This is a genomic window from Paenirhodobacter populi (assembly GCF_004022215.1).
GTDB lineage: Bacteria > Pseudomonadota > Alphaproteobacteria > Rhodobacterales > Rhodobacteraceae > Rhodobacter > Rhodobacter populi.
In genome coordinates this window covers 66,205-90,394 of record NZ_SAUZ01000006.1, presented here as the reverse complement: position 1 = coordinate 90,394, position 24,190 = coordinate 66,205, and the positions used below count along the sequence as shown (strand labels likewise).

The window sequence follows — 24,190 nt, the reverse complement described above, 5'->3', positions numbered from 1 at the left end:
CATGCGATTGCCGCCCGATCCTCCCGGTCCATCCGCACGCGGGGCCATCCCCGGCCCGCAACAGGAGGAGAGATTCGAATGACCTCATCGCCCATCCCCGCCGGCATCACGCCCGGGCTGACCGATGCGCAGGACCGCCGCAAGCGGCTGAAGAACATCATTGGCGGTTCGACCGGCAACCTCGTCGAATGGTTCGACTGGTATGTCTATGCCGCCTTCGCGCTGTATTTCGCGCCGCACTTCTTTCCGAAGGGCGACCAGACGGCGCAGCTGCTGTCCTCGGCCGCGGTCTTTGCCGTGGGCTTCCTGATGCGCCCGATCGGCGCATGGCTGATGGGGATGTATGCCGACAACAAGGGCCGCAAGGCGGGGCTGACGCTGTCGGTGACGCTGATGTGCCTTGGCTCGCTGATCATCGCGCTGACGCCGGATTACAACACGATCGGCGTGTTCGCCCCGATCCTGCTGGTGGTCGCGCGGCTGATGCAGGGGCTGTCGGTCGGCGGCGAATATGGCGCCAGCGCCACCTATCTGTCCGAAATGGCGGGCAAGAACCGGCGCGGCTTCTTTTCCTCCTTCGCCTATGTGACGCTGATCTCGGGCCAGCTTCTGGCGATCGCGGTGCTGCTGATCCTGCAGAATACCATGTCGTCCGAGGCGCTGAACAGCTGGGGCTGGCGGATCCCGTTCTTCATCGGGTCGATCCTCGCCGTCGTCGTCTTCTGGCTGCGCCGCGGGCTGGATGAAACCGAAAGCTACAAGAACGCCAAGACCGAGAAAAAGCCCCAGTCCGGCTTCTGGCTGCTGGTGACCAAGCATCCGCGCGAAACCCTGACCGTCATGATGCTGACGGCGGGGGGCACGCTCGCCTTCTACGCCTATTCGATCTACATGCAGAAGTTCCTGGTGAACACCTCGGGCTTTTCCAAGGAAACGGCGTCGGAAATCAACGCCATCACGCTGTTCATCTTCATGTGCCTTCAGCCGGTCGCGGGCGGGCTTTCGGACAAGATCGGGCGCAAGCCGCTGATGATCTTCTTCGGGGTCTGCGGGGTGCTGTTCACCTATCCGATCTTCTCGACGCTGGAAACGACGACCGATCCGGTGACGGCGGGGCTGCTGGTCATGGCGGGGCTCATCATCATCACCGGCTATACCTCGATCAACGCGGTGGTGAAGGCCGAACTGTTCCCCGCCCATATCCGCGCCCTTGGCGTGGCGCTGCCCTATGCGCTGGCCAACACCCTCTTTGGCGGCACGGCGGAATATGTGGCGCTCAGCTTCAAGAGCCACGGCTGGGAACATGGGTTCTACTGGTACATCACCGGGATGATCTTCATCTCGCTGATCGTCTATGTGCGGATGAAGGACACCTCGAAGCACAGCCAGATCAAGGAAGACTGATCCGGCGGAAACCGACAGGGACCGGCGCGGGCAACCGCGCCGGTCTTTTCATTTGCCGCGCCGGATGCGATGTCTGCGGATATCGGAGGCGCGCATGGAACTTCTTCTGATCGGCATCGGCACGGGCAATCCCGAGCATCTGACCCTGCAGGCGATCCGGGCGCTCAATTCCGCCGATCTGGTGCTGATCCCCTCGAAAGGCGCGGAGAAGGCCGAGCTGGCGCATCTGCGCCGCACGATCTGCGACGAGGTTCTGACCAATCCCGCGACGCGGGTGGCGGGTTTCGAGATGCCGCGCCGCGATGCCGCGAACCCCTCCTATCTCGACGGCGTGAACGACTGGCACGACGCGGTGGCGCGGGTCTGGGCCGAGACCATCGCCGCCCATCCCGGCGCGGATCGGGTGGCGCTGCTGGTCTGGGGCGATCCGGCGCTCTACGACAGTTCGCTGCGCATCGCGGCGCGGCTCGGCGCGCCCGTGACGGTGATCCCCGGCCTGATGTCGCCGCAGGTGCTGACGGCGGCGCATGGGGTACCGCTGAACGAGCTTGGCGCGCCGTTTCTCGTCACCACCGGGCGGCGCCTGCGCGAGGATGGCTGGCCCGAAGGGGTGGACACGCTGGTCGTGATGCTCGACGGCGATTGCGCCTTCGCCACCCTGCCGCCCGAGGGCATCTCCATCTGGTGGGGGGCCTATGTCGGGATGGAGGGCCAGATCCTCGACCACGGTCCGCTGGCCGAGGCCGGCCCGCGCATCCTCGCCACCCGCGCCGCCGCCCGTGCCACCCGCGGCTGGATCATGGACATCTACCTGTTGAGGCGGTGCGCCGAAACCGAGCCCGTGCGCGCGTGAATTAGGGTGGCAAGGGGGCCAGCCCCCTCGCCCGTTCCGGGCTCACCCCCGGGATATTTATGGAAGAATGAAGACAAAAAGGCCCGACCCGGGACGCTCGGCGAAGCCGGGCCAGACCTTCATCCTTCACGGTCATCGGCGTCCCCGCCTGTTCCGCATATCCAGAATTGCCCGGATCTGGTAACTGAAGACTTAATGGCCTTCATTCTTCCATAAATATCCCGGGGGTGAATTTGCCTTCAGGCAAAGAGGGGGCTGGCCCCCTGCCGCGCCATCCGCTCGCCCCCGGTCAGAATTCGATCCCCGGCTGCGCCTTGATGCCGTCGCGGAAGGGATGCTTCACCACGGTCATCTCGGTCACCAGATCGGCCAGCGCGATCAGCTCGGGCTTCGCGTTGCGGCCGGTCAGGATCACATGGGTCATGGCGGGCTTCTCGTCGCGCAGGAAATCCACCACCTCGGCCACCTCCAGATAATCGTAGCGCAGCGCGATGTTGATTTCATCCAGCAGCACCAGCCGGTTCGACGGATCGCGGATCATCTCCTTCGCCTTGTCCCAGCCCGCCCGCGCCGCCGCCCTGTCGCGCGCCAGATCCTGCGTTTCCCAGGTGAAGCCCTCGCCCATCGTGTGGAACCGGCACATGTCCGGGAAATGCGTCAGCAGGAAGTCGCGCTCCCCCGCCGCCATCGCGCCCTTGATGAACTGCACCACGGCAACCGGCATCCCATGCGCGATTGCCCGCATCACCATCCCGAAGGCCGAGGAGGACTTTCCCTTCCCCGGTCCGGTCAGCACGACGACCAGCCCCTTTTCACCGGTCTTCGTCGCCATCATCCGGTCGCGTGCGGCCTTGATCTTCGCCTTCTTTTCGGCGTGGCGGCGGGCGTCTTCGTCTTTGGCGGGCGGGGTTTCGGTCATCGGTGCCTGCTTGACATATCCGGGGGGGCGTGGCTTGGCTGGTGCATCGCTGGTTCCTGCTTATGGCAGGCGAAGAGGGAATGCGAAAGCCTTGCGCGAAACGCAGCCGCCCCCGCGACCGTGACCGGAGAGGTCGCCCAACCGCCACTGGCTCTGCCGGGAAGGCCGGGTGACCGCCAGGGGCGACCCTGACATCCGCAAGCCGGGAGACCTGCCAGCACCGGCACCGATCCATTCATGGGCGGTGCCGTTTGGAAGATGCGGACGGGGTGTGCCGCAGTCGGGACGATACGGGGCCGCAGGCCCCCGGTTCCCGCGCATCCCGCCGTAACCGGAAAGGAAGAGGATGGAGCTTGTCGTCTGCACCACCTGCCGCGCGCCCGGCGCCGATCCCGCCGCCCCCCGCGACGGCGCGCGCCTGTCGGCGGCGCTGGCCGAACGCGGCATCGCGCACCGGGCACAGGAATGCCTGTCCGCCTGCACGCGCGGCTGCGCCGTGGTGCTGCGCGGGCCGGGGCGCTGGACCTATGTGCAGGGCGGGCTCGACCCCGACCGCGACCTTGACGACCTGATCGCCATGATCCGCGCCTACGACGCCGCGCCGGATGGCGTCGTGCCATGGCGCGCGCGCCCCGAGGTCATCCGCAAGAACACCATTGCCCGCATTCCCCCGCTGGAGATCCAGAATGTCCCTTGAGAAAACCCCCGTCACCATCGTCACCGGCTTCCTCGGCGCCGGCAAGACCACTCTGATCCGTCATCTGTTGCAGAACCCCGACGGGCGGCGGCTGGCGGTGCTGGTCAACGAATTCGGCGATGTCGGCGTCGATGGTGACCTGATCCGCGCCTGCGCCGATGCGAACTGCCCGGAATCCAGCATCCTCGAACTGACCAACGGCTGCATCTGCTGCACCGTCGCCGACGAATTCATCCCGGCGATCGAGCGGCTGATGGCGATGGACCCGCGCCCCGACCATATCGTGATCGAGACCTCGGGGCTGGCGCTGCCGAAACCGCTGCTGAAGGCTTTCGACTGGCCCGATCTGCGAAGCCGCATCACCATCGACGGGGTGGTGGCCGTGGCCGATGCCGAGGCGGTGGCCGCGGGCATCTTCGCCCCCGATCCGACGCATCCGGGGACCGAAGCCGATCATGAAACCCCGCTATCGGAGGTGTTCGAGGATCAGATCACCTGTGCCGACCTCATCCTGCTGTCCAAGGCCGATCTGGCCGGGGAGGCGGGTCTGGCAGCCGCCCGCGCGGTGATCGAGGCCGAAGCCCCCCGCCCCCTGCCGATGCTCGCGCTGACCGAAGGCGTGATCGACGCCCGCGTGGTTCTGGGCATCAGCGCAGCGGCCGAGGATGGGCTGGACGCCCGTCCCTCGCATCACGACGGGGGGGAGCCGCATGATCACGACGATTTCGACACTGTGGTGATCGAGATCCCGGAAATCGACGATCCGCAGGCCCTGTCCGACAGGATCGCCGCGCTGGCCGCCGCGCATCGCATCCTGCGGGTCAAGGGGCATGTCGCCGTCCGCGGCAAGCCGATGCGGCTGCTTGTGCAGGCGGTGGGCACGCGCGTGCGGCATCAGTTCGACCGGCCCTGGGGCGCGCAGCCGCGCCTTGGCCGGCTGGTGGTGATCGCCGAGAAGGGCGACATCGACGCCGCTGCGATCCGGGCGGCGCTGGTCTGATGCACGTCCTGTTCCGCGAAAGCCACGGGCTGGAGGAAACGGCAACGCCGCGCGATCTGGGGCAGGCGCCCGCGAATCTGCTGGTGCTGTCGTTTTCCGACAGCGACCTTGGGGCTTTCGCGGCGGGCTGGCGGCGGGGGGCTCTGCCGACGCTGCGATTGGCCAATCTGGCGGATCTGGCGCATCCCCTGTCGGTCGATACCTATATCGAGCGCACCTTGGCGCAGGCGAAAGGCGTGCTGATCCGACTGATCGGCGGCGCGGCCTATTGGGCCTATGGGCTGGAACAGGTGGCCCGCGTCGCGCGGGACCGGGGCATCGCGCTGGCCGTGCTGCCCGCGGACGGGCGGCAGGATCCGGCGCTCGACGCCGCCTCGACGGTGCCGGTGGCGGTGCTGCGCGAACTGGCGACGCTCTGCGATGCCGGGGGTGCGGTCGCGGCGCAGGCGGCGCTGGCGCGGATGGCGCAGGCGGCGGGCCTGCCCGCCGGGCCGGTCGAAGGGGCGCGGACCCTGCCGCCCTTCGGGCTGTGGCACCCGGACGGGGGCGATGTGCCCGGGGGGGATGCGCCGCTGATCGTCATCCCCTTCTACCGCGCATGGGCCGCCGCCGCCGATACGGATGGCGTCGCAGGCCTGATCCGGGGGTTCGAGGCTTCGGGCTACCGCGCCGTGGGCGCCTTCGTGCCCAGTCTCAAGGACCCGGCCGCCGCCCGCTGGCTGCGCGATCTTCTGCCTCGGCTCGCCCCCGCCGCGGTGGTCAACGCCACCGCCTTTTCGGCGCGGAGCGAGGGGGGATCGCCCCTCGACGCCACGGACGCGCCGGTGTTTCAGGTGATCCACGCCACCTCGGACCGCGCCGCGTGGGAGGGGGCCGATCGCGGCCTGTCCCCCGCCGATCTGGCGATGCATGTGGCCTTGCCCGAGGTCGACGGGCGTATCCCGGCGGGCGTCGTGTCGTTCAAGGAACACGCGCCCCGCGACCCCGATCTGCAATGGGCCCATCCCGAACATCGCGCCGCGCCCGACCGGATCGCGGCCACGGTCGCGCGGGTGGATGGCTGGCTGCGTCTGGCGCGTCTCGCACCCGGGGCGCGGCGGGTGGCGCTGGTGGTCTCGACCTATCCCGGTCATGCGCACCGGATGGCCCATGCGGTGGGGCTTGATGTCCTTGCCTCGGCCGAGGCGATGCTGGCCGATCTGCGCGAGGCCGGTTTCGACGCGGACCCCGAGGGGGCGGAGCTGGACGTGGCGCTGCGCCGGGACCCGGTGATCTGGCCGCTGGCCGATTACCGCCGCGCGCTGGCCCGCCTGCCGGAACCGCTGCAACAGGCGCTGACCGAGGCGCATGGCGACCCCGAGGGCGATTTCGCCTTTGCCGTCACCCGCCGGGGCCGGGCGCTGGTCGCACTGCAACCCGAGCGCGGCGCCGCCCCGGACCGCGAGGGCGAATATCACGATACCTCCCGCGTGCCCTGCCATGCCTATGTGGCCTTCTACCTCTGGCTTCAGGGGCAGGCGGATGCGCTGGTGCATATCGGCGCGCATGGGACGCTGGAATGGCTGCCGGGCAAGGCGGTGGCCCTGTCGGCCGCCTGCTGGCCCGAGGCGCTGACGGGTGCCTTGCCGGTGATCTATCCCTTCATCGTCAACGACCCCGGCGAGGCGGCGCAGGCCCGCCGCCGCCTTGGCGCGGTGACGCTCGGCCATCTGCCGCCGCCTCTGGCGGGGGCGGGGGTGCCCGCGCCGCTCGCCCGGCTGGAACGGCTGCTGGACGAATATTCGACGGCCGACGGGCTGGACCCCGCGCGGCGCGGCCGGCTGATCGCCGCGATCCGGGACGAGGCGCGGGGGGCGGGCGTCGAAACCGATCTGGGCATCCCCCCTGACGCCAGCCCGGCCGAGGCGGTGCCCCGCATCGACCGTTTCGTCTGCGACATCAAGGAATCGCAGTTCGGCGAGGGGCTGCACATCTGGGGCCGCGGCACGCCGGGGGGAGTGGCGGACGCCGCCTCTCTCGCCGGGGAACGGGCCGCGCTGGTCGCGGCGCTGGCGGGGCGGCGGATCGCGCCGGGGCCTTCCGGCTCGCCCTTTCGCGGGCGGGTGGATGTGCTGCCGACGGGGCGCAACCTCTACGGCACCGATCCGCGCGCCGTGCCGACCCGCGCCGCCCATGCGCAGGGGGTGAAGCTGGCCGGGGAGCTGATCCGCCGCCATTTGCAGGATCAGGGCGATTATCCGCGCGGGCTGGTGGTCAATCTCTGGGGGTCCGCCACCATGCGCACGGCGGGCGAGGAATTCGCCATGGCGCTGCATCTGGCGGGGGTGGCGCCTGTGTGGGATGTCTCCTCAGACCGGGTGACGGGGTTCGAGGTGGTGCCGCTGGCGCTGCTGGATCGCCCGAGGATCGAGGTGACGCTGCGCATCTCGGGCCTGTTCCGCGACGTGTTCCCCGATCTCGCGCGGCTGTTCGAGGCGGCGGCCGCCGCCTTGGCGGCGCGGGACGAGATGGCCGACATGAACCCCTATATCGCCGCGCCGCCGGGACCGCGCGTCTTTGCCCCCGCGCCGGGGGGCTACGGGCTGGCGATCGACACCGGCCCCCTGACGCCCGAGGCCCGCGCGGCGGCGGGGGAGGCATGGCTTGCGGCCTCCGCCCATACCGCCGCCGGCGTGCCCGCCCGCGCGGCGCTGGAAACCCGGCTGCGCGGGGTGGATACCTTCGTCCATGTGCAGGACATGCCGGAAACCGACCTGCTGCTGGCCGAGGATTACGCCGCGCACGAGGCCGGTTTCGCCGCCGCGATGGAACGGATCGGCGCCGCCCCCACGCTTTATCATCTCGACGCCACGCGGCCCGACCGGCCCCATGCCCGGCCGCTGGCCGAGGAAATCGCCCGTGTCGTCCGTGCCCGCGCCACCAACCCCATCTGGCTGCGCGGCATGATGCGCCACGGCTTTCGCGGCGCGGCGGAGATCGCGGCGACGCTCGACCATCTCGCGGCCTTCGCGCATCTGGCGGGGGTCGTGCCGCCGCATCTGTTCGAGCTTTATCATTGCGCGACGCTGGAGGACCCGGAGATCCGCGCCTTCATGCAGGCCGCGAACCCCGAGGCTCTGGCCGCGCTGGAGGCGCGCTTTGCCGCGCTGGAACGGGCCGGGCTGTGGGACGGGCGGTCGAACAGCCGCCGGGCGGGTGTGCGATGACCGTCCGGGGATGGTGCCCCGGCGCGCTGCGCCCGATGGCCTCGGGCGACGGGCTGGTGCTGCGCATCCGGCCCCATGCCGGGCGGCTGACGGCGGGGGCCGTCCGCGCGCTGGCCGATCTGGCGCAGGACCACGGCAACGGGCTGATCGACCTTGGCAGCCGCGCGCATCTGCAACTGCGCGGGCTGACCGAGGCCGCGCTGCCCGCCGCCCATGCGGTGCTGGAAGGGCTCGGCCTGCTCGACCCCGACCCGGAGGCCGAGGCGCGGCGCAACATCCTGACGACGCCCCTCTGGACCGGGGACGAAACGCCCCGCCTTGTCGCCGCGCTGGAATCCGCGCTGGCGGATGCGCCGCCCTTGCCCGCCAAGTTCGGCTTCGCGGTGGATACCGGGGCGGCGGCGGTGCTGGGCGGTGCCTCGGCGGACATTCGGATCGAGCGGGCGGAGCGGGGCCTGATCCTACGCGCCGACGGGATGGCGATGGGCGCGTCGGTGACGGCCGAAGAGGCGCCGCAGCGCGCCGTCGATCTGGCGCGCTGGTTCGCCGCGCATCGCGGCGCGGCGCGGCGGATGGCGGGGCTGCGCCCGCCGATGGAGGCTTTGGTCCCGCCGCTGACGGGGGCACCCCTGCAACCGGGGCCGGGGCCGCTTGGCTTCTGCGTCGGCCTGCCGTTCGGGCGGATCACGGCGGCGCTGCTGCGCGATCTGGCCGGGGCGCCGGTGCGGCTGACGCCGTGGCGGTCGCTGCTTCTGGAAGGCGTCGATCATGTTGCCCCGCGCGAGGAGCTGATCACCGATCCCGCCGATCCGCTGCTGCGGATCAGCGCCTGCACCGGCGCGCCCGGCTGCCTCTCGGCCAGTGTCGAGACGCGCGCGCTGGCCCGCGAACTGGCCGCGCGGTTGCCCGAGGGCGCGACGCTCCACATTTCCGGCTGCGCCAAGGGCTGCGCGCATCCCGCCCCCGCCGATCTGACCTTGACGGGGCGCGAGGGCCGATATGATCTGGTCATTCGCGGCAAACCGGGCGACACCCCGATCCTTGGCGGACTCACCCGCCGCGACATCCTCAGACCCCGATTCCTAAGAGATCCCCTTGCCCCATAGCTACGAAACCGATGGCGCCGCGATCTACCGGGCCTCTTTCGCCACCATCCGGGCGGAGGCGGATCTGGCCCGCTTCACCCCCGAGGAAGAGGTGGTGGCCGTGCGCATGATCCATGCGAGCGGCATGGTCGACCTCGCCCCGCAGATCGCCTTCGCCCCCGGTTTCGCCCTTGCCGCGCGCGCGGCGCTTGAGGCCGGGGCGCCGATCCTGTGCGACGCGCGGATGGTGAGCGAGGGCGTCACCCGCGCCCGTCTGCCCGCTGGCAACGCCGTCATCTGCACCCTGCCGGATCCGCAGGTGCCCGCGCTGGCCGCGGCGATGGGCAATACCCGTTCGGCCGCGGCGGTGGAGCTGTGGCGCCCGCATCTGCAGGGCGCGGTGGTCGCCATCGGCAATGCGCCGACGGCGCTGTTCCATCTGCTCAACCGCTTGCAGGACCCGGATTTTCCCCGCCCGGCAGCGATCATCGGATGCCCCGTCGGCTTCATCGGCGCGGCGGAATCGAAAGCGGCGCTGATGGGGGACAATCCGGTGCCGTGGTGCGTGGTGCGGGGGCGGCTTGGCGGCTCGGCCATCACCGTGGCGGCGGTCAACGCGCTCGCCTCGCGGAGGGAATGATGGGCAAGGTGATCTGCATCGGCCTCGGCCCCGGCGACCCGGACCTGATGAGCCTGCGGGCGCATCGCACGCTGGCCGGGGCGCGCATCGTCGCCTATTTCCGCAAGGCCGGCCGCCCCGGTCAGGCGCGCCGCATCGTCGAGGGCCTGATCCCCGCGACGGCCGAGGAATGGCCGATGGAATATCCCGTCACGACCGAGATCCCCTTTGACGACCCGGCCTACAACGCGCAGCTTGCGGCGTTTTACGACCTCTGGGCCGCGCGTCTGGCGGCGGCGGCGGCGGATGTGGTGGTTCTGTGCGAGGGCGATCCCTTCTTCTACGGCAGTTTCATGCACCTGCACGCCCGCCTGCCGCGCGAGCGTGTCGAGGTCGTGCCCGGCATCCCCGGCATGTCGGGCTGCTGGACCGCGACGGGGCAGCCAATCACCTGGGGCGACGATGTGCTGACCGTCCTGCCCGCGACCCTGCCCGAGGATGAACTGACCCGCCGCATCGCCGATACCGACGCGCTGGTGGTGATGAAGATCGGCCGCAATCTGCCGCGCCTGCGCCGGGCGCTGGCGGCGGCAGGGCGGCTCGATGATGCGTGGCTGGTGGAGCGCGGCACGATGCCCGGCGAAACCGTGCGCCGGCTGGCCGAGGTCGAAGGCCCCGTCCCCTATTTCACCATCGCGATCGTGCATGGCCGGGGGCGCAGGCCGTGACCGGATCGCTTGTCATCGCCGGTCTCGGCCCCGGCTCCGATGCGATGGTGACCCCCGAGGTGACCGGGGCGCTGGCCCGCGCCACCGATGTCGTGGGCTATATCCCCTATGTCGCCCGCATCGCGCCGCGTGCGGGGCTGACCCTTCATGCCTCGGACAACAGGGTGGAGATGGACCGCGCCACGGCGGCCTTGCGCATGGCGGCGGAGGGGCGGCATGTGGTCGTCGTGTCCTCGGGCGATCCGGGGGTTTTCGCCATGGCCTCGGCGGTGTTCGAGGCGCTGGAGCCGCATCCCGAATGGCATGGGCTGGATATCCGCGTCCTGCCCGGCATCACCGCGATGCTGGCGGCGGCGGCGGCGGCGGGCGCGCCGCTTGGCCATGACTTCTGCGCGATCAACCTGTCGGACAATCTCAAGCCCTTCGATCTGGTGCTGAAACGGGTGCGGCTGGCGGCGGAGGCGGATTTCGCCATGGCCTTCTACAATCCCCGTTCAAAGGCGCGGCCCGATCAGTTCGGCCATGTGCTGGAGGTCTTGCGCGCGGCCTGCGCGCCGGAGCGGCTGGTGATCCTTGCCCGCGCGGTGTCGACGCCCGAGCAGGCGCTGCGGGTGCTGCCGCTGTGCGAGGTGACGCCCGAGATGGCCGACATGCGCACGGTGGTGATCGTCGGATCCTCCGCCACCCGCCGCGTCGGCGGATGGGTCTATACGCCGAGGTCGGCATGAAGGCGGGACAGAACCTCCTCGACCGTCGCCACGGTATCGCGCGGCGGCAGGGCCGGACGGTCAATCAGGATCACCGGGAGGCCAAGGGCGCGCGCCGCGATCAGCTTGGCCTCGGCCCCCGCGCCGCCGGCGTTCTTGGCGACGATCAGGTCGATGCGGTGCCGTTCCATCAGGGCGCGATCCGTGGCCGGGTCGAAGGGGCCGCGGGCGATTTCCACCGTGCAGTCGGGCAGGGGCAGGGCTTCGGGCGGGTCCACCAGCCGCAGCAGGTAGTGATGCGGATGGACGGCGAAAGGGGCGAGGGTCTGCCGCCCGATCGCCAGAAACACGCGCCGGGGGGCCATGTCCAGCGCCGCCACCGCCTCCGCGACATCCGACACCCGGGTCCAGCGATCGCCGGGGCCGGGCACCCATGCGGGCCGTTCGAGCGCCAGCAGCGGCACCTCCGCCGCCGCACAGGCCGCGACGGCATTGGCGCTGATCCGCGCGGCGAAAGGATGGGTCGCGTCGATCACCTGCCCGATGCCCTCGGCGCGCAGATAGGCGGCCAGCCCTTCGGCCCCGCCAAAGCCGCCCGTGCGCACCGGCACCGGCTGCGCGCGCGGGGCCGCCGTGCGCCCGGCGTAGGACAGGATCGCGGGCAGGCCGCGCGCGGCCAGCGCGGCGGCAAGGCGGCTCGCCTCGGTCGTGCCGCCCAGAATCAATATCCGCGGGATGGAAGCGGGGCTCAAGATCGCGATCCGCGGTTTGTGGGGATGGGGCGCAGGGGGCGCCGCCCCCTCGCCGGCGATGCCGGCTCACCCCCGGGATATTTGTGGAAGAATGAAGGTGACAGGGTTTTTCGGCCGGTTTTACCGCGTAGGTCGGGAGGAGGGCGCATGGGTGAATGGCTTTCGATCATCGGCATCGGCGAGGATGGCCCGGATGGCCTGCCGCGCGCAAGCCTTGCGGCGCTGTCGGGGGCCGAGGCGGTCTTTGGCGGGCCGCGTCATCTGGCGCTGGTCGATCATCCGGACAAGCGCCCGTGGCCGGTGCCGTTCTCCGTCGCGCCGGTGCTGGCGCTGCGTGGACGGCGGGTGGCGGTGCTGGCCTCGGGCGATCCGTTCTGGCACGGCGCGGGCGGCGCGCTGGCCGAGGCGCTGACCCCCGGCGAATGGCGGGCCTTCCCCGCGCCCTCGGTGCTGTCGCTGGCGGCGGCGCGGATGGGATGGCGGCTGGAACGGGTGCTGTGCCTTGGCCTCCATGCCGCGCCGGTCGCGCGCCTGCGCCCGCATCTGGCGCCGGGCCTGCGCGCCCTTGTCACCCTGCGCGACGGGGCGGCGGCGGGGGCGCTGGCGGGTTGGCTGGTGGCCGAGGGCTTCGGCGCGACGCGGATAGTGGTGATGGAATGCCTCGGCGGCCCGCGCGAGCGGCTGCGCATAGTGCGGGCCGAGGATTTCGACCTGACCGTGATCGACCCGCTGGTCACCGTCGCGCTGACGGTGGCGGGCGGGGGCCGGGTGATCCCGCGCGCCTCGGGTCTGCCGGATGATCTCTTCGACCATGACGGGCAGATCACCAAGCGGCCGGTGCGGGCGCTGGCGCTGTCGGCGCTGGCCCCGCGTGCCGGGGAAATGCTGTGGGACATCGGCGCGGGTTCCGGCTCGGTCGGGATCGAATGGCTGCTGGCGGGTCCCGAGATGCGCTGTGTGGGTGTCGAGGCCGATCCCGCCCGCGCCGCCCGCGCCCGCGCCAATGCCGCGCGGCTCGGGGTGGATCCGGAGATCCGCGAGGGGCGGGCGCTGGACCTGCTGCCCGGCCTGCCGCGCCCCGATGCGGTGTTTGTGGGCGGCGGCGCGGAGACCGCGCTGATGACGGCGCTGTGGGACCTGCTGCCCGCGGGCACCCGCCTCGTCGCCCATGCCGTCACGCTGGAGACCGAGGCCTTGCTGACCATCTGGCACGGCCGCGCGGGCGGCAGCCTCTTGCGCGTGGAACTGTCCGAGGCCGCGCCCCTTGGCCGCAAGCGCGGCTGGAAGGCCAGCTATCCGGTGGTGCAATGGAGCGTGACGCGATGATCGCGGGGGTTGGGTTCAGGGAGGCGGCAAGCCCGGCCTCGATCCTTGACGCGCTGGCGCGGGCGGGGGCGGGCGACCTGCGCCGCATCGCGGTGCCCGAGGTCAAGGCGCGCCATCCCGCCATTCAGACGCTGCGCCGCTTTGGCTATCATGTCACCGAAATCACCGCCGAGGCGCTGACCCGGCCCGCGACGCTGACCGACAGCCCCGCCGCCCGCGCCACGCATGGCACCGGCAGCGTGGCCGAGGCCTGCGCGCTGGCGGCGCTTGGGCCGGGCGCTCGGCTGATGGCGCCGCGCGCCGTTTCCGCCGATGGGATGGCAACCGCCGCACTGGCAAGGGAGGAAAGCGAATGACCGTCCATTTCATCGGCGCGGGGCCGGGGGCCGCCGATCTGCTGACGTTGCGCGGGCGGGATCTGATCGCCGCCTGCCCGGTGTGCCTTTACGCAGGATCGCTGATCCCCGAGGCGGTGCTGGCCCATTGCCCGCCCGGCGCGCGGGTGGTGAACACGGCGCCGATGGACCTTGACGCGATCATCGCGGAAATCGCGGCGGCCCATGCGGCGGGGCAGGACGTGGCGCGGCTGCATTCGGGCGATCTGTCGGTCTGGTCGGTGATGGGCGAACAGCTCCGCCGGCTGCGCGATCTGGGCATACCCTATACCGTCACGCCGGGGGTGCCGTCCTTCGCGGCGGCGGCGGCGGCCTTGGGGGCGGAACTGACCCTGCCGGGTGTCGCGCAAAGCGTGGTGCTGACCCGGACGGGTGGCCGCGCCTCGCCCATGCCCGAGGGCGAGCGGCTGTCGGCCTTTGCCGCGACGGGGGCGACGCTGGCCATCCACCTGTCGATCCATCGGCTCGAGGCCGTGGCGGCGGAACTGGCGGGCCATTACGGCGCGGATTGCCCGGTGGCGGTGGTCTGGCGCGCGTCCTGGCCCGATCAGCGGATCGTGCGCGGAACGCTTGCCACCATCGCGGCGGAGGTCGGCGAAACGATGGAGCGCACGGCCCTGATCCTTGTCGGCCCCGCGCTGGCGCAGGAGGGGTTCGACGAAAGCCGCCTCTATGCCGCCGATTACGACCGCCGGTTTCGTGCCGGGCGGGCGGATGCGGTGAAGGAATGACGCCCGGCCTGATCATCTCGGCCCCCCGCTCGGGCGCGGGCAAGACCACGGTGATGCTGGGCCTCTTGCGCTGTCTGGCCGAGGATGGCGTCGCCGTGCAGCCCTACAAATGCGGGCCGGATTACATCGACCCGGCATTCCACCGCGCGGCCTGCGGGCGCGACAGCTTCAACATCGACACTTGGGCGATGCCGGATGCGCTCTTGGCGGCGCAACTGGCGCGCGGCGGGGATATGGCGCTGGCCGAGGGCTCGATGGGCCTGTTCGACGGCGTCGCGCGGGCGGGCGAGGCAGGGACCGGCGCCAGCGCCGATATCGCCGCGCGGACGGGCTGGCCGGTGGTGGTGGTGCTCGACGTGTCGGGGCAGGCGCAGACGGCGGCGGCGATTGCGGTGGGGATGGCGCGCTACCGGGCGGATGTGCGGGTGGCGGGGGTGATCCTGAACCGCGTCGCCAGCCCGCGCCACGAAAGGCTGTGCCGTCTGGCGCTGGAGGATGCGGGCATCACGGTCTTCGGTGCGCTGCCGCGACGGGGCGACCTGACCCTGCCGGAGCGCCATCTGGGGCTGGTGCAGGCGGTGGAACATCCCGACCTCGATACCGCCATCGCGGGCTATGCGGCCTTCCTGCGCGAACATGTCGATCTGGCGGCGCTGCGGCGCGCGGCCTCGGGCGGCACGGCACCGGAACCGGGCACGCTGCCCCCGCCGCCCGCGCAACGGATCGCGCTGGCGCGGGACGCGGCGTTTTCCTTCACCTATCCCCACCTGCTGGACGCCTGGCGCGCGCAGGGGGCCGGGATCCTGCCTTTCTCGCCGCTGGCCGACGAGCCCCCGCCCGAGGCCGATCTGTGCTGGCTCCCCGGTGGCTATCCGGAACTCCATGCCGGGCGGATCGCCGCAGCGGGGCGGTTTCTGGCCGGGCTGCGCAGCTTCGCCGGGCCGATACACGGGGAATGCGGCGGCTACATGGTTCTGGGGCAGGCGTTGATCGACGCCCAGGGCGCGCGCCATGAAATGGCCGGGTTGCTCGGCCTCGTCACCAGCTACGAAAAGCGGCGGATGCACCTTGGCTACCGGCTGGCGGAGCTTGCGGCCCCGATGCCCGGTCACGCGCCGGGGGCGCGCCTGCGCGGGCATGAATTCCACTATTCCACCATCCTCGCGCAACCCGACGCGCCGCTCGCCCGCGTCACGGATGCCGAGGGGGCGACGGTCGCGGAAACCGGCTCGCACCGGGGCCGGGTCAGCGGCACCTTCTTCCACCTCATCACCGCGGCCTCCTGAGGCCCCTCTCCCTTCATTCTTCCATAAATATCCCGGGGGTGAGGCGCTTGCGCCGAGGGGGCTGGCCCCCTCTCTCCCTCTCCACCCAGGATCCCGCCCTATTCCTCGTCCACCTCGAAATGGAAACTCGACACGCCGCGCTCGCGTTCGGAAAACCGGAAGGGGCGGTTGATCGGCGGATAGGCGCGCGAGCCGCAGTTCTGCCGTTCGCACAGGTAGCAGTTCACCCCGATCCGCACCGGCGTCACCGCCTCGAGGTTCAGCCCGCGCGCATAGACCAGCCGCGGCGCATAGGCGATGTCGCAGCCAAGCCCGATGGCGAATTGCGCGGCGGGTTCGGAATAATTGCCGATATGGCGCGCGACGGTGCGGGCGATGGAAAAATAGGTCGTCCCGTCGGGCATGGCGATCACCTGGGTCTGCACCCGGCCCGGGACCTCGAAACAGCTGTGGATGTTCCACAACGGGCACGACCCGCCGAACTTGGAAAAATGGAACCGCCCGGCGCTGAACCGTTTCGAGACATTGCCCGCCTGATCCATCCGCACGAAGAAGAAGGGCACGCCGCGCGCCTCGGGCCGTTGCAGGGTGGTCAGCCGGTGCGCCACCTGTTCGTAGCTGGTGCCGAAGCGCTGGCCCAGCAATTCGATGTCGTAGCGCTCCGATTCGGCGTTTTGCAGGAAGCGCTTGTAGGGCATCAGCAGCGCGGCGGCGAAATAATTGGCAAAGGCCGCGCGGGCGAGGGGGCGCGCCTCGGGGGAAAAATCCTCGGCCTCCTTCTCGATCAGGTCGCCATATTCCAGCCGCGCCAGCAGCACCGCGATCTGGAACCGCCGCCCGGTCTGTTCCAGCCGCTCGGACAGGTTCAGATGCTTGCGGTGCGGGTCGATCAGCCGCAGCTTTTCCGGCATCACATCCTGCGGCAGGATGCGCACGCGAAAGCCGTGCCGGTCGCGCAGCCGCGCGCTGAGCACGATATGCGGCTCGCGGCGTTGCATCTCCAGCTCTTCGGACAGCGCCTCGGCGGCGCGGTCGAGCGCGTCGATGTGGTTGTTGCGGGCGTGCAGATGGGCGCGCACCTCCTCGACCGGGCGGGCGGTCTGTTCCAGCATCTCGACCTTCTCGCGGTCGGACAGCGGGTTCTTGTCCGAGATCGCCGCCATCGCCATCGTGCGGTAACGGTCGTGCAGGCGCAGCAGCGCGCGGGCGAGCGCCGGCGAGGCGTTGACCACATCCTCCACCTCGCTGCGCGGAATCGTCTCGGCGAAGACCGGATCCTTCAGCGCGGCTTCCAGTTCGGCCTGCAACTGCAGATCCTGCCCGCCGGCGATGTCGCGGGGCGCGAAATCGTAGACCTGCGACAGCTTCAGCAGCAGCTTGGCGCTGATCGGGCGCTGGTTCGCCTCGATCAGGGTGATGTAGCTGGGCGAGACGTCCAGATCCTGCGCCATCTGCGCCTGCGTCAGCCCAAGCGTCTTGCGCAGCCGTTTCAGCCGCGCCCCGATCACCAGCTTCTCCCCCCGTTCGGACATGACAGACCTTACAGATTACAAGGGATCCCTGTGACAACAGTTACAGCATGACCCTTTAATTACAAATACTTATTCCATCCCTTGGAGACATTACTAACATCACAGTATCGGACGAATCCAGCAGAAAGGCCGAGACCATGAACCTTGCAACGCCTGCTTCCCTGATCCAGACCGGCGCATCGGTTGCCGAACGGCCGGTCGTGCTGCGTGACGTTCCCGGTGTCGACCGGGTGCTGACGGAAGGCGCGCTCGATTTCATCGGCGCGCTTCAGGCCCGCTTCGGGCAAAAGCTGAACGCGCTGATGGTGGCCCGCGAACGCCGGCAGGAACGCTTCGACGCCGGGCGCCTGCCCGACTACCTCGAAGAGACCACGGATATCCGCCGCGGCATCTGGCAGGTGGCCCCCGTGCCCGAGATCCTGCAGGACCGCCGGGTGGAGATCACCGGCCCCGTGGACCGCAAGACGATGATCGCCGCGCTGAATTCCGGCGCCAAGGTCTTCATGGCGGATTTCGAGGATGCGACCTCGCCGCGCTTCGACATCCTGATCGCCGGTCAGGTGAACATCATCGACTACCGCGACGGGCGGCTGAGCTTCGACGATCCGAAGACCGGCCGGGAATACCGCCTGAACGACGAAACCGCGCTGATGATGGTGCGCCCGCGCGGCCTGCACATGCAGGAGGCGAACGTGATGCAGGGCGGTTATCCCGTCTCGGCGGCGCTGTTCGATTTCGGGCTGCACATCTTTCACAACGGTGTCTCGCTGGCCGAACGCGGGCAGGGGCCGTTCTACTACCTGCCCAAGATCCAGAACCACGACGAGGCGCGCTTCTGGAATCAGGTGTTCCTGTTCGCGCAGGATTACCTTGGCATCGCGCCGGGCACGATCAAGGCCACCGTGCTGATCGAGACGCTGACCGCCGCCTTCGAGATGGACGAGATCATCTGGGAGCTGCGCGACCATATCGCCGGGCTGAACTGCGGCCGCTGGGATTACATCTTCAGCTACATCAAGACCCTGCGCGCCCATCCGGGCTATGTCCTGCCCGACCGGGCGCAGGTGACGATGGACCGCGCCTTTCTGGCCACCTATGTCGCGCGGCTCATCAAGGTCTGTCACCGGCGCGGCATCCATGCGATGGGCGGCGTGGCGCCGCAAATCCCCGAGGGCGACGATCCGGTTGCCAATGCCGAGGCGCTGGCCGGTTTCCGTCTGGACAAGGAACGCGAGGTGCGCGCCGGTCATGACGGCACATGGGTCACGCATCCCGACCTCGTGCCCGTGGCGATGGAGGTCTTCGACGCCGAACTGCACGGCCCGAACCAGATCCGCCGGCAGCGTCAGGAATGGCGGATCGAGCCGGAGATGCTGCTCAAGCCGCATACCGGCACGATCACCGAGGAGGGCGTGCGGACCAATATCTCGGTCGCGATGGAATATCTGGCGGCGTGGCTTTCGGGCCGGGGCGCGGTGCCGATCCATCACCTGCTGGAAGACGCCGCTACCGCCGAGATCAGCCGTGCGCAGCTCTGGCAATGGATCCGCCACGGCGCGCAGGTCCAGACGGGTTCGGGCGAACGCAGCCTGACCCGCGACTGGCTGGCCGAGCTCATTCAGGCGGAAATCGTCGCCGTGCTGGGCCGGATCGGTCCCGGCGGCTTCCACCGCGGGCATTACGCCCCGGCGGCGCGCATCCTGCAAGAGGCGGCCGGCGCCGAGGTGCTGCCCGATTTCATCACCACGCCCGCTTATGCGGTGCTGAACGCGCTCGACTGAGCGCACCGGAATTTGCCACAGAGGAGTGAAAAGATGGCACATCACAAGACCTACGCCGAACTCGAAGCGGAAGTGCGGGCCCGTTATCCCTCGGGTCAGACGCCGGGTGGCGTTTCGGTCGACGATATCGTGCAGCTGCGGTTGCAGAACACCTACGACACGCATCTGGACATCGCGCGGGAAATGGCCGGGGTGATGCGCGCCGACATGGCCGCCTATGACGCCGATCCGTCGAAGTTCACCCAGTCGCTCGGCTGCTGGTCGGGGTTCCATGCGCAGCAGATGATCAAGTCGATCAAGCGCCTGCGCGGCACGGCCAAGGGCACCTATGTCTACCTTTCCGGCTGGATGGTCGCGGGGCTGCGCAACACCTGGGGGCATCTGCCGGACCAGTCGATGCACGAAAAGACCGCCGTGGCCGATCTGATCGAGGAGATCTACGTCTCCCTGCGGCAGGCAGACGAGGTGGCGATCAACGACCTGTTCAAGGTGCTGAAAGCTGCCAAGACCGAGGCCGAACGCGCCAAGGCCATCGCGGCGATCGACAATTTCGAAACCCATGTCGTGCCGATCATCGCCGATATCGACGCGGGCTTCGGCAACGAACATGCCACCTATCTGCTGGCGAAAGAGATGATCAAGGCCGGCGCCTGCTGCCTGCAGATCGAAAATCAGGTGTCGGACGCCAAGCAATGCGGCCATCAGGACGGCAAGGTCACCGTCCCGCGTGAGGATTTCATCGAAAAGCTCCGCGCCTGCCGTCTGGCGTTCGAGGAACTGGGCGTCGATCAGGGCGTCATCGTGGCGCGCACCGACAGCCTTGGCGCGGGCCTGACGCAGAAGGTGCCGGTCAGCCGCGAGCCGGGCGATCTGGCCTCGCAATACATCAAGTGGCTGAAGGTCGAGCCGATCACCGAGGCGAACCCGATCGAGGAAGGCGAACTGGCGCTGTATCAGGGCGGCGAATTCGTGAAGCCGGTGCGGCTGCCGAACGGCCTCTTCCCGTTCAAGGACGGCTCCGGCCGGGCGCGGGTGATCGAGGATGGCATCGTCAACCTGACCGAAGGCGGCGCCGACCTGCTGTGGATCGAGACCGACACCCCGAACGTCGACGAGATCGCCGGCATGGTGAACGAGATCCGCAAGGTGGTGCCGAATGCGAAGCTTGCCTACAACAACTCGCCCTCGTTCAACTGGACGCTGAACCTGCGCAAGCAGGTGCGCGACCAGTGGATCAAGGAAGGCAGGATCAAGGCCGACGATTACCCCGAAGGCAACGAGCTGATGAAGGCCGATTACGACGCCACCGATCTGGGCCGCGAGGCGGATGCCCGCCTGCAGAAGTTCCAGACCGATATCTCGGCCCGCGCGGGGGTGTTCCACAACCTGATCACGCTGCCGACCTTCCACCTGACGGCGAAGTCGATGGACGAACTCAGCCGCGGCTACTTCGGCGAGGAAAAGATGCTCGCCTACGTCAAGACGGTGCAGCGTGAGGAAATCCGCCGCGGCATCTCGGCGGTGAAGCACCAGCACGAGGTCGGCTCGGATCTGGGCGATTCGTTCAAGGAAATGGTCGCGGGAGAACGCGCGCTGAAGGCGGGCGGGCACAAGAACACGATGAACCAGTTCGCCGCAGAATAGGAAAGCCGAACAGAAAAGGGCGTTCGGGGGCTGGTGACTCTGCCCCGGATGTCTCTGCGCCGCCCCGGGGCCGGGACGGCGCAGTTTGCTGAACGGATGGAGGTCCGCCTGCCGGCCAATCGGCAAACGCGATTGCACAGATGCCCTCCGCTGGGGTCAGGACCCGTTCCCGGATCATGGCCAACATGCGGACGGACTTGAACAGTCCTTCCTGCGCCCGTCCCAGATCCCCGGCGGATCTGGCTCCGGAAGTCGATGCCGCCTTCCTTTGCCAGTGCCGCATGATTCACCGATAGGCATGTTCGGCCCCTGCGCGATCAGCCTGACGCAGCTCAGGCCTGTTGTAATCACAGGCAGCCCCCGCTGTCCGGGGGCTTCCCCATCCATTCGGCATTGCACATGCCGGTGCATGAGGCCACGTAGCTCATGCATACCCGTGCCGGGGTGGCGATGTCATGCATGGAAGAGGGGTTCCTGCCGCTCAACCAGATCTCGCGGCGATTCTTCAACCGCATCATCCATCATGATTTCGGGGGGATCGCCCTAGATCTGGCCGAACGGGAAAGGATCATCGCCGATCCGGGGTCCTGTCCGGTCATGGTTCCGCGCAATCACGGGCTGATCGCCGCCGGGCGAAGCGCGACCGAGATGTACAACAACATGTTCCATCTGAGACGTGCCTGCGAGATCCAGATCACGGCGCTCGGACGAGATCCTGACGCATCAATTGCTGGTGCCGTTGCCGTCTTCGGTCCCGCAGGCCGGGGCGATCCGTATCTTCGCCGAAGATGGCATCCTTCTGGGCACCTGCGCCGACCCGGCTGTGCCCGGTGGCCAAGCCTTGCGCATCGGCACCCAGTTCATCACCCGTCACAAGACGGACGATACCCCCGATTGGGACGAAATCGCCCGCAGGCTGGCGCAGACCTTCGGCAAGCTGAGCCGTTAGGCGCCAGCCCCGGGAAGGTCTGTGCCGGGCATGCGGTTCGGGCGGCTATGCGGATCTGGCGGGATGCAGCTTGTGCCAGTTCAGATCGGCATAGGGCCATGACATGCGGTTGATGATATTGCCGAGCTTCTGCCCCGCCTCCTGCAACGGCACGAGATAGGAATGCAGGTTGCGCCGGATCTCCTCGGTGGGGATGATCATGCAAAGCGAGGCGAGGATGCGTCCCTGCCCGTCCACGACCGGACAGGCGAGAGTGGACACCGTGCCCCCCAGCCAGCCGGTGACGGTGACATAGCCCTGAAGACGGCCGCGATCCACGTCCTCGAAAAAGCCCTCCCAGCTGATCCGCCTGCCCGAGACATCCACCAGTTCCTCATCCGCTATCTTGCGGCGGATCACGTCGCGCGGCACATCGGCCAGAATCACCCGCGCCGCCGCCGTGGGCATCAGCGGCAGGCGCGCGCCTTCGATCGGGCGCAGATAGCCCTGCGCCATCCGCCCCTCGCTCAGGGCCACGACATGGACCCAATCCTCGACCACGTCGATTTCCGTCAAGGTGCCGGTGCGGGCTGACAGCTCCGCCAGAACGTCCCGCGCAAGCCGCTCGAACCCGTTCTGATGCAGATAGCCGTTGCTGACGAACCCGGCCTGCGGACCAAGCTGAAGCCCCCGCTCGGTTTCCTCGAGCCAGTTGCGGTGCAAAAGCAGATCGGTCAGCGCATAGATGGTCGATCGGGGCATGCCGGTCAGGCCTGTCAGCTCGCTCCGGCCGACGGGACGATTCTGCATCGCCAGACATTCAAGAATATCGAGCACACGATCCGTGCCCTTGGCGCGATGAGCGCCCTTTTTTTCATCATTGTCCGAACTCAAGGCAGTTTGCTCCTTGACAGGTGAATTCCACACCCGTCATCGTCCATTATAGGAAATACAAGTCCACTATAGTGGAAATTTTGAATGGGGGAAGACCAAAGATGATCGAGCGCATCGAGCCCAACGCACGGATGAGCATGGCGGTAAGCTGGCCGCTGAACGGCCGCATGGTCGTGCTGTCCGGGCAGGTTGCGGATGATCGCGACGGTGACGTGGCGGCGCAGACCGCCGATATCCTCGCCAAGATCGACGCCCTGCTGGCCAAGGCGGGCGTGGGGCGCAAGGATATCGTCAGCGCCACGATCTGGCTTTCCGACATCGCCACCTTCGACGAGATGAACGCGGTCTGGGATGCCTGGGTCGTGCCCGGATCCGCCCCCGCCCGCGCCTGTGTCGAGGCGCGCCTCGCGCATCCCTCGCTCAGGGTCGAGATTCAGGTCCACGCCGTGACGGCCTGAGGCGGAACGAGATGGTCCAGACGATTGTTCTTGGCGCGGGGATGGTCGGGGTCTCGACGGCTCTGGCCCTTCAGGCGCGCGGCGACGAGGTGCTGCTGGTCGATCGCCGCGGCATCGGGCGGGAGACGAGCTACGGCAATGCCGGCGCCATCCAGACGGAGGCGGTGGAGCCCTATGCCTTTCCCCGCTCGATCCCGAAGCTGATCGACGTCGCGCTGAAACGGACGAATGATGTCAACTGGCACCTTTCGTCATTGCCGGAACATGTCCGCCCGCTCTGGACCTACTGGAAGAATTCCTCCCCCGCGGGTCATGCGCGGGCCTCGGAAACCTACAGCCAGCTTGTCGGCAAATCCGACCTCTACCACGCCCCGCTGATCAAGGCGGCGGGCGTGCAGCATCTGATCGAGCGCAGGGGGTATCGCTGCATCTTCCGCACCGAGCGCGCGTTCGGGGCGGCGCTGCGCGAGGCGCAGCGGGTCGAGGGCGTCTTCGGCGTGCCCTTCGCCACCGAGACAGCGGCGGAGCTTGCCGCGGCCGAACCGGGGCTGAAACGGTCTCTGGCCGGGGCGATCCATTACGGGTCTGTCTGGACCTGTCTGAGCCCCGGCGGCCTGACCGCCGCCTATGGCCGGCTCTTTGTCGAAAGGGGCGGGCGTTTCGCCTATGGCGACGCGCAGAGCCTGACGCAGGACGGTTCCGGCTGGTCGGTGCGGACCGAAGAGGGGGTGCAGGCGGCCGAACGCGCGGTTCTGGCGCTCGGCCCCTGGTCGACGCAGGTCACCGCGCGGCTGGGGTATCGCATCCCGTTGTTCCGCAAGCGCGGCTATCACCGCCATTTCGAGGCCGCGAACGGCCCCCGCATCTCCATGTTCGATGCCGAGCGGGGCGTCTTCCTTGCCCGGATGAACCAGGGGCTGCGGCTGACGACCGGCGCGGAATTCACCCGGATGGATGCCCCCGTCAACTGGTCGCAGATCCGCCGGGCAGAGCTTTCCACGCGCGAGCTGTTCGACATGGGCCCCGCGGTCGAGGCGGATCCCTGGTTCGGCCACCGCCCCTGCCTGCCCGACATGCTGCCGGTTCTGGGCGAGGCCTCGCGCCATCCCGGCCTGTGGTTCCATTTCGGCCATGCGCATCAGGGTTTCACCGCGGGGCCGGCCTCGGCCCATATCCTGGCGGAATTGATGTCCGGCAATCCGCTTCCCCTGACCCGGGCGCTTGCCCCGGGCCGTTTCGACTGAT

22 protein-coding genes, 1 pseudogene and 1 riboswitch are annotated in these 24,190 nt (G+C 69.0%); of the genes and pseudogenes, 19 read left to right on the top strand and 4 right to left on the bottom strand.

Features of this window, described 5'->3' with window-relative positions; translation table 11 throughout:
• Nucleotides 1-78: 78 nt before the first annotated feature.
• On the top strand, nt 79-1,404 hold the full coding sequence (locus D2T30_RS07190) for an MFS transporter (protein WP_128183468.1): 1,326 nt from the start codon (nt 79-81) through the stop codon (nt 1,402-1,404).
• Nucleotides 1,405-1,498: 94 nt separating this feature from the next.
• Nucleotides 1,499-2,257, top strand: coding sequence for a precorrin-6A synthase (deacetylating) (gene cobF / locus D2T30_RS07185; protein WP_128208317.1), 759 nt, complete (start codon nt 1,499-1,501; stop codon nt 2,255-2,257).
• 289 nt (nt 2,258-2,546) lie between these two features.
• Here the strand turns inward: cobF and cobO are convergent, their stop codons facing one another.
• On the bottom strand, nt 2,547-3,176 hold the full coding sequence (cobO, locus tag D2T30_RS07180) for a cob(I)yrinic acid a,c-diamide adenosyltransferase (protein ID WP_128208316.1): 630 nt from the start codon (nt 3,174-3,176) through the stop codon (nt 2,547-2,549).
• Between the two features lie 33 nt (nt 3,177-3,209).
• Nucleotides 3,210-3,410, top strand: a riboswitch (cobalamin riboswitch).
• Between the two features lie 112 nt (nt 3,411-3,522).
• Here cobO and D2T30_RS07175 point away from each other — a divergent pair.
• The 7 genes from D2T30_RS07175 to cobJ are packed head-to-tail and all read left to right on the top strand — an operon-like array spanning nt 3,523 to nt 11,239.
• Nucleotides 3,523-3,873, top strand: coding sequence for a DUF1636 domain-containing protein (locus D2T30_RS07175; protein WP_128208315.1), 351 nt, complete (start codon nt 3,523-3,525; stop codon nt 3,871-3,873).
• Nucleotides 3,863-4,873, top strand: coding sequence for a cobalamin biosynthesis protein CobW (gene cobW, locus D2T30_RS07170; protein ID WP_128208314.1), 1,011 nt, complete (start codon nt 3,863-3,865; stop codon nt 4,871-4,873). Before D2T30_RS07175 ends, cobW begins: the two co-directional genes overlap by 11 nt.
• The gene (cobN, locus tag D2T30_RS07165) at nt 4,873-8,079 is read left to right on the top strand and encodes a cobaltochelatase subunit CobN (protein WP_128208313.1); all 3,207 of its coding nucleotides are present in this window, start codon (nt 4,873-4,875) and stop codon (nt 8,077-8,079) included. Before cobW ends, cobN begins: the two co-directional genes overlap by 1 nt.
• Nucleotides 8,076-9,185, top strand: coding sequence for a hypothetical protein (locus D2T30_RS07160; RefSeq protein WP_128208312.1), 1,110 nt, complete (start codon nt 8,076-8,078; stop codon nt 9,183-9,185). The genes cobN and D2T30_RS07160 overlap by 4 nt, the downstream gene beginning before the upstream one ends.
• Complete coding sequence (locus D2T30_RS07155; protein ID WP_128208311.1) at nt 9,175-9,804, top strand: precorrin-8X methylmutase; 630 nt, start codon at nt 9,175-9,177, stop codon at nt 9,802-9,804. The genes D2T30_RS07160 and D2T30_RS07155 overlap by 11 nt, the downstream gene beginning before the upstream one ends.
• A complete protein-coding gene (gene cobI / locus D2T30_RS07150; RefSeq protein ID WP_128208310.1) occupies nt 9,804-10,511 on the top strand; it encodes a precorrin-2 C(20)-methyltransferase in 708 nt (235 codons plus the stop codon). Before D2T30_RS07155 ends, cobI begins: the two co-directional genes overlap by 1 nt.
• Nucleotides 10,508-11,239 (top strand): precorrin-3B C(17)-methyltransferase, encoded by a 732-nt coding sequence (cobJ, locus tag D2T30_RS07145; protein ID WP_128208309.1) that lies wholly within the window; start codon nt 10,508-10,510, stop codon nt 11,237-11,239. Before cobI ends, cobJ begins: the two co-directional genes overlap by 4 nt.
• Here the strand turns inward: cobJ and D2T30_RS07140 are convergent.
• A complete protein-coding gene (locus D2T30_RS07140) occupies nt 11,218-11,955 on the bottom strand; it encodes a cobalt-precorrin-6A reductase (RefSeq protein ID WP_128208387.1) in 738 nt (245 codons plus the stop codon). The genes cobJ and D2T30_RS07140 overlap by 22 nt on opposite strands.
• Before the next feature lie 162 nt (nt 11,956-12,117).
• On the opposite strand from D2T30_RS07140, the gene cbiE reads away from it, so the two are divergent.
• The 4 genes from cbiE to D2T30_RS07120 are packed head-to-tail and all read left to right on the top strand — an operon-like array spanning nt 12,118 to nt 15,708.
• A complete protein-coding gene (cbiE, locus tag D2T30_RS07135) occupies nt 12,118-13,296 on the top strand; it encodes a precorrin-6y C5,15-methyltransferase (decarboxylating) subunit CbiE (protein ID WP_128208308.1) in 1,179 nt (392 codons plus the stop codon).
• Nucleotides 13,293-13,652, top strand: coding sequence for a cobalamin biosynthesis protein (locus D2T30_RS07130; RefSeq protein ID WP_128208307.1), 360 nt, complete (start codon nt 13,293-13,295; stop codon nt 13,650-13,652). The genes cbiE and D2T30_RS07130 overlap by 4 nt, the downstream gene beginning before the upstream one ends.
• Nucleotides 13,649-14,422 (top strand): precorrin-4 C(11)-methyltransferase, encoded by a 774-nt coding sequence (cobM, locus tag D2T30_RS07125; protein ID WP_128208306.1) that lies wholly within the window; start codon nt 13,649-13,651, stop codon nt 14,420-14,422. The genes D2T30_RS07130 and cobM overlap by 4 nt, the downstream gene beginning before the upstream one ends.
• Nucleotides 14,419-15,708 (top strand): cobyrinate a,c-diamide synthase, encoded by a 1,290-nt coding sequence (locus D2T30_RS07120; RefSeq protein ID WP_128208305.1) that lies wholly within the window; start codon nt 14,419-14,421, stop codon nt 15,706-15,708. Before cobM ends, D2T30_RS07120 begins: the two co-directional genes overlap by 4 nt.
• 98 nt (nt 15,709-15,806) lie before the next feature.
• Here D2T30_RS07120 and D2T30_RS07115 read toward each other — a convergent pair whose 3' ends face one another.
• Nucleotides 15,807-17,240, bottom strand: a complete 1,434-nt coding sequence (locus D2T30_RS07115; protein ID WP_128183443.1) for a helix-turn-helix domain-containing protein — start codon at nt 17,238-17,240, stop codon at nt 15,807-15,809.
• A 137-nt stretch (nt 17,241-17,377) separates the two neighbouring features.
• Here D2T30_RS07115 and aceB point away from each other — a divergent pair, with 137 nt between their 5' ends.
• The 4 genes and pseudogenes from aceB to D2T30_RS23565 all read left to right on the top strand — a co-directional run bounded on the left by aceB (nt 17,378) and on the right by D2T30_RS23565 (nt 21,614).
• On the top strand, nt 17,378-19,021 hold the full coding sequence (gene aceB, locus D2T30_RS07110) for a malate synthase A (RefSeq protein WP_128208304.1): 1,644 nt from the start codon (nt 17,378-17,380) through the stop codon (nt 19,019-19,021).
• Nucleotides 19,022-19,054: 33 nt separating this feature from the next.
• Complete coding sequence (locus D2T30_RS07105; RefSeq protein ID WP_128208303.1) at nt 19,055-20,665, top strand: isocitrate lyase; 1,611 nt, start codon at nt 19,055-19,057, stop codon at nt 20,663-20,665.
• A gap of 426 nt (nt 20,666-21,091) precedes the next feature.
• Nucleotides 21,092-21,301 (top strand): annotated as a pseudogene (locus D2T30_RS23570) (class II aldolase/adducin family protein); the annotation flags it as partial.
• Between the two features lie 40 nt (nt 21,302-21,341).
• Nucleotides 21,342-21,614 carry a hypothetical protein gene (locus tag D2T30_RS23565; RefSeq protein WP_241651219.1) on the top strand — a complete coding sequence of 91 codons (273 nt, stop codon included), beginning with the start codon at nt 21,342-21,344 and terminating at the stop codon, nt 21,612-21,614.
• 45 nt (nt 21,615-21,659) lie between these two features.
• On the opposite strand, the gene D2T30_RS07095 is transcribed toward D2T30_RS23565, so the two are convergent.
• Complete coding sequence (locus D2T30_RS07095; RefSeq protein ID WP_128208302.1) at nt 21,660-22,487, bottom strand: IclR family transcriptional regulator; 828 nt, start codon at nt 22,485-22,487, stop codon at nt 21,660-21,662.
• Nucleotides 22,488-22,588: 101 nt separating this feature from the next.
• Here D2T30_RS07095 and D2T30_RS07090 point away from each other — a divergent pair, with 101 nt between their 5' ends.
• Both D2T30_RS07090 and D2T30_RS07085 read left to right on the top strand, forming a co-directional pair.
• Nucleotides 22,589-22,945 (top strand): RidA family protein, encoded by a 357-nt coding sequence (locus D2T30_RS07090; RefSeq protein ID WP_128208301.1) that lies wholly within the window; start codon nt 22,589-22,591, stop codon nt 22,943-22,945.
• Nucleotides 22,946-22,956: 11 nt separating this feature from the next.
• Nucleotides 22,957-24,189, top strand: a complete 1,233-nt coding sequence (locus tag D2T30_RS07085; RefSeq protein WP_128208300.1) for an NAD(P)/FAD-dependent oxidoreductase — start codon at nt 22,957-22,959, stop codon at nt 24,187-24,189.
• Nucleotide 24,190 lies beyond the last annotated feature (1 nt).